This window comes from Kineococcus glutinatus (genome assembly GCF_039542765.1).
In the GTDB taxonomy this organism is placed as follows: Bacteria; Actinomycetota; Actinomycetes; order Actinomycetales; family Kineococcaceae; genus Kineococcus_A; species Kineococcus_A glutinatus.
This window is the reverse complement of sequence record NZ_BAABIL010000489.1, coordinates 1-3801: the sequence shown is the minus strand read 5'-3', so window position 1 is coordinate 3801 and position 3801 is coordinate 1. Positions and strand designations below refer to the sequence as shown.

The window sequence follows — 3801 nt, the reverse complement described above, 5'->3', positions numbered from 1 at the left end:
GCAGCCCCGTCAGGGCGTCGGTGCGGGCCATCGCCGCCAGCTCCCCCGCCTGCTCCTGGATCCGGTTGAGCAGCCCCGCCATGCGCGCCACGACGAGCAGGAACAGCGCCGCGGAGCTGAGCACCACCGCCCAGCCGTCGATGCGCCCCCCGGCCAGCAGCTGGGCGGCCAGCACCCCCGGGGCCACGAGGCTGGCGACCGTCAGGGTGGCCATCCGCAGGCGGGTGAAGACCGGCGCGGACTCCAGGACCGGTTCCGACAGCCGCCGCATCGACGGGTGCAGCGCCGCGGCGCCGAGCAGCAGGTAGCCGCACAACCAGGCCGTGCCGATCAGCCGCTCCCCGGGCAGCCCGTTGAGCGCGATGACCTGGAACGTGGCGTCCGCGACGAGCAGGGCGGCCACGGCGGCGGCCAGCAGCCAGAAGGCCGCGGCGCGCGCCCCGCGCATCGTGAGCAGCCGCACGAGCAGCCCGGCGAGCAGCACGTCGCCCAGCGGGTAGGCCATCGTCACCAGCCGCTCCAGGAGGCCGCCGGCGGAGGACTCGAAGGTGGGGCGCACGAGGAAGACCCACGACAGCAGGCCCAGGCTGATCGTGAAGGTGGCCGAGTCCAGCAGCCCCTCGCGGTCGCGGCCGGCCTTGCGCCCGCGCAGCAGCAGCGTGAAACCCACCGCCAGCACGAGGTAGGACACCACGTAGAACGCGTCCGCCACCGACGGGAACGGCTCGACGTGCCTGATCCAGGTGTCGCGGAAGACGATCGCGTCGCCCGTCTGCCACACGGCCATGCCGGCGGCGATCCACCACCACGGCGCGCGCCGCAGCGGCCGCCGCAGGAACACGCCGGCGAGGACGGCGACGGTGCCCAGCAGCGCGACCCCCTGGTAGACGCCGTCGCGCAGCGCGCCGACGGGCAGCACCACGTAGCCGGCCAGCGCCGCCGCGGCGAGCACCGCGTACACGGCGAAGGGCCTCGTCCTCATGCCGGGTGCATCGGCCGGCGCGGGCGGCAGCTGTCCCCCGGCCACCCGGACGGGCGAACACCCCGCACCGCGCGCCCGCCGCCCCCCACCGTCCTCCGCGGGGGCGTGCGGCTCACGGCAGCAGCCGGGCCCGCGCGGCGGCGAGCACCGCCTCGGCCACCGCGTCCAGGGCCGCCGAGCGCAGCCGCCACTGCTGCCAGTGCAGGACGACGTCGACGCCCCCACCGGGGTCGAGGTCGACGACCTCCCCGGCGCGCTCGGCCGCCGCGCTCTGCAGGTCCGGCAGCATCCCCCAGCCCACGCCGAGGCGGACGGCGTCGCCGAAGCCCTCCGAGGACGGGACGCGGTGCACCGGCGGGGTCGGCTCCTCGCGCAGGCGGCCGCGCAGGTAGCGGTGCTGCAGGTCGTCGTCGCGGTCGAAGACGACGACGGGGGCCGTCGCCAGCGCGCCGGGGGTGGCCCCGGCGGGGAACCAGCGCGCCGCGAACGCGGGGGCGGCCATCGGCCGGTAGCGCATGGCGCCGAGGCGGACGGCGCGGCAGCCGGGCAGCGCCCGCCCCTCGGTCGTCACCGCGGCCGTGACGGTGCCGGCGCGCAGCAGCTCCCCGGTGCGGTCCTGGTCCTCCCGGCGCACGTCGAGCAGCACCCGCCCCGCCAGCGGCGCCAGGGCGGGCAGCACCCAGGTGGCCAGGGAGTCGGCGTTGACGGCGAGCGCGACGGTGGGCGGCGCACCCGGGGCCTCACCGCCCAGCTCGACGGCGGCCTCGGCGGTGAGGACGCCCACCTGCCGCGCCAGCCGCAGCACCACCTCCCCGGAGGCGGTGACCCGCACCGGCTTCGACCGCACCAGCAGCACCCGGCCGGTGGCCACCTCCAGCGCCCGCAGCCGCTGGCTGACGGCCGAGGGGGTGACGTGCAGCGCGCGGGCCGCCGCCTCGAGCGTGCCGGCGTCCACGGCCGCCTCCAGGGCGCGCAGCTGGGCCAGGTCGAAGTCCACGGACAGCGACGCTAACGGTGCTGCAGGATCTGAAGCTGGAGTTCAGCCCGGCCGCTGCCTAGCGTCGGGCCGTGCTCCCCGCCGCCACCACCGACGCCCCGCTCGCCGCCCTCGCCGGCCTGGGCCTCGGGCTGTCCCTCATCGCGGCGATCGGCGCGCAGAACGCGTTCGTGCTGCGGCAGGGCCTGCGCGGGGAGCACCTGCCGGCGGTGGTGGCGCTGTGCGCGGCCTCCGACGCCGTGCTCATCGCGGCCGGCGTCGGCGGCGGCGGGGTGCTGCTGGGGCGCTGGCCCTGGCTGCTGCCCGTCGTGCGCGGCGCCGGCGGGGTGTTCCTGCTCGGCTACGCCCTCCTCGCCCTGCGCCGGGCCCTGCGCCCGGGCTCCCTCGTGCCGCAGGACCCGGGCGGGCGCACCCCCCGGGGGCGCGCGCTGACCACCTGCCTGCTGCTGACGTGGCTCAACCCGCACGTCTACCTCGACACCGTGGTGCTGCTCGGGTCGGTGGCGCAGGCGCACGGCGGGCTGCGCTGGTGGTTCGCCGCCGGGGCCGCCGCGGCCAGCGCCGCCTGGTTCAGCGGGCTGGGCTTCGGCGCCGTGCTGCTGCGGCCGGTGTTCGCCCGCCCGGCGGCCTGGCGGGTCCTCGACCTGCTCGTCGCGGCGGTCATGACCACGCTGGGTGCATCCCTGCTCATCCCGCTGCTCCCCCAGGTCACCGCCGCCCTGCGCTGAGCGGGGGACGCGGGCCCCCCGGCGTTCACCGGCGCGACCCGCGCAGGGCACCATCCGTCCATGACCTTCTCCGACAGCGGTCGAGCAGCGGGCCGCGCAGCCAGGGCGAGCGGGCGGGAGGACGTGATCCTCTGGGCCGCCGGGGAGGCCGGGCGCCTCCTCGCGGACCTGCCGGCGCGCTGGCAGCACACCCAGGAGGTCGCGATCCACGCCTGGTGGGCCGCCGTCGGGCTGCCGCGCCAGGAGCAGGAGCTGCTCGTGGCCGCCGCCTACCTGCACGACGTCGGCTACTCCGCCGAGCTCGTGGACACCGGCTTCCACCCCGTCGACGGCGCCCGGCACCTGCTGCGGCTGGGCCGGCCGGAGCTGGCCTCCCTCGTGGCCCACCACAGCGGCGCGGCCGTCGAGGCCCGCCACCGCGGGCTGGAGCGCGAGCTGGCGCAGTTCCCGCCGCCGGACGGCTCGGTGGCCGACGCCCTGACCTACTGCGACATCACCACCGGCCCCACCGGTGAGACCGTCGACCCGGGTCCGCGCCTGGAGGAGGTCCTGCGCCGGCACGGACCCGACAGCGTCGTGGCCCGCGCCCGGCTGGAGGCCCGCGTCGACCTCTACGCCGCCGTGGTGCGCACCCTGCGGCGGGTGGCGGCGGGCCGCCCCACCGCCGAGCCGCTGGACGTGCGCTCGGTGCGGATGGCGTGCACGACGCTGCTGGGGTTCACGGGCCGGCTCGACTCCGCCGAGGCGGTGGACACCGCGCGGCGGGCGCTGGCGGACGCCCGCGGCGAGCAGCCGCACACCCTGGTCTGCGACCTGGCGATGCTGGACTCCCTGGACCGGGTGGGCGCGGCAGAGCTGACGGCGGCGGCGCAGCCCCCCCGCGTCGTGCTGCTCGACCCGCCCCCGGGCGTGCGGGCGTCGCTGGAGCGGTACGTGCCGCAGGAGGCGCGGCGGCCGGTGGTGGTGGCCGGCGTCGCCGAGGCGCTCTCGATGCACTGCGGCTGCGGCTGACCCCGCGCCCGGTCAGCGCCCCCGCGGCGCGGGCCGGGTCCCCGGGGCGCGGGCGCCGGCCCGCAGCCCCAGCGCCAGCGCCT

At 78.3% G+C, this 3801-nt stretch carries 3 protein-coding genes and 1 pseudogene; 2 read left to right on the top strand and 2 right to left on the bottom strand.

The window, feature by feature from the left end; all coding sequences use genetic code 11:
• Nucleotides 1–982 (bottom strand): annotated as a pseudogene (locus ABEB16_RS16835) (putative bifunctional diguanylate cyclase/phosphodiesterase); the annotation flags it as partial.
• A gap of 112 nt (nucleotides 983–1094) precedes the next feature.
• Complete coding sequence (locus tag ABEB16_RS16830; protein ID WP_345713379.1) at nucleotides 1095–1979, bottom strand: LysR family transcriptional regulator ArgP; 885 nt, start codon at nucleotides 1977–1979, stop codon at nucleotides 1095–1097.
• Between the two features lie 71 nt (nucleotides 1980–2050).
• On the opposite strand from ABEB16_RS16830, the gene ABEB16_RS16825 reads away from it, so the two are divergent.
• Nucleotides 2051–2707, top strand: coding sequence for a LysE/ArgO family amino acid transporter (locus ABEB16_RS16825; protein ID WP_345713378.1), 657 nt, complete (start codon nucleotides 2051–2053; stop codon nucleotides 2705–2707).
• Between the two features lie 60 nt (nucleotides 2708–2767).
• Entirely contained in the window at nucleotides 2768–3718 is a 951-nt protein-coding gene (locus ABEB16_RS16820) for an HD domain-containing protein (RefSeq protein ID WP_345713377.1), read from the top strand.
• The last annotated feature ends 83 nt before the right edge of the window (nucleotides 3719–3801 follow it).

Excerpts from the sequence above, each read along its gene's own strand:
- ABEB16_RS16820 (WP_345713377.1), top strand. The coding sequence starts at position 2,768 with ATGACCTTCTCCGACAGCGGTCGAGCAGCGGGCCGCGCAGCCAGGGCG.